Annotated in this window: 1 pseudogene; it reads right to left on the reverse strand. The window is 63.0% G+C overall.

Annotated features, from left to right (window positions below):
• A pseudogene (locus EN745_RS34970) lies at positions 1-1,212 on the reverse strand (hypothetical protein); the annotation flags it as partial.

Raw genomic sequence — 1,212 nt, forward strand, 5'->3', positions numbered from 1 at the left:
ACTTGAATGAGCGCGGCTAGCGCCTGCCCGAACATGTCGCGCTGCGCGGCCATCTCTTTCAGCACCGCCTGGCCGTCGATCTGCTCGGGATCTGGCGGCGGGACGACGCCGTTTGCCAGCAGGATCTGGTTCTGGTCGATCCGCGCGGCCTGACGCTTCGACTGGATGTCAAGGCGCTTCTCGGTCATGGTCATGTCGTGCTGTTCGCGCTTGAACTGCATGTCCTGCGCGGCGGCGTCCGACTTGATCTTTGCATCAGCGACTTTTTGCGCCTGCTCCGCCTCTCGCGCCTTCGCGTCCGCCTGAGCTTTTTGTTGTTCGGCACTAGGCTGCGGAGGCTGGCCGGCTTGCGCCTTGGCATCGGTCACCATCTTTTCCAGAACGTCCTCGACTGATTTGCCGAGGTTGAAGAGGCGCGAGTTCGCGGCGAAGATTTCGACCGCCACTTCCTTAGACAGCTCGCCCTGCTGGATCAGCGGGCCGACAGCGGTCCAATAGGCGCCGGCAGCCTGCATGAACTCGGCCGCCTCGGCCTTCTGCCTGGTGAGGTCCGCCTTGACCGTGGAATCGCTCTCGACGTCGATGCGGTACATCATCGCCAGCCGCTGGGTCAGGAGCTGCTGGATCGACTGCAGCTTGGCCAGCTTCGCCTGCCTCTGTTGTTCGGCCTGCTGAGCCGCCTGCATGGCCTGCTGAAGCTGCTGTTGCTGCTCGGGCGGCACTTGAGCACCCTGGGGCGGTGCCGGCGGCTGCACTGGCGTCAGATCCTGCTGCGTCGGGATGATCTGCACACCGGTCATCTGCTGCAGGGTCTCATGCGAGAACTTCGCCGGGATGATTTCGGCCATCATCACGAAGATGTCGCGCGCGCAGCGCTCCATCATGCGCTGCATCTTCTGAATGCGCAGCGAGCCCCATTGCGTCTTGATGTTCTGCGCCGTGGCGGTCTCGCTCGCCTGGGAAGCGCCGCGCACAATGTCGGAAATGCCAGTGATCTCGTAGATGGCCTGCTTGGTCTGTTCGCGAGCGCTGTAGAGCTCCCGCAGCACCAGAATGAATTTCTCGACCGGCCAGAACGCGACCGCGCCAGAGAGGCCGCCATTGGCTGCCCAGATATCGGCATTGCCGATCGGCACGAATTCGGTGTCATCGGCCGCCAGCATGTTGGCGATGTCGCCAGCGTCGCCGGAATACCAGCCTTTGACTTTCATG

The organism is Mesorhizobium sp. M4A.F.Ca.ET.022.05.2.1 (genome assembly GCF_003998845.1).
Taxonomy (GTDB): domain Bacteria; phylum Pseudomonadota; class Alphaproteobacteria; order Rhizobiales; family Rhizobiaceae; genus Mesorhizobium.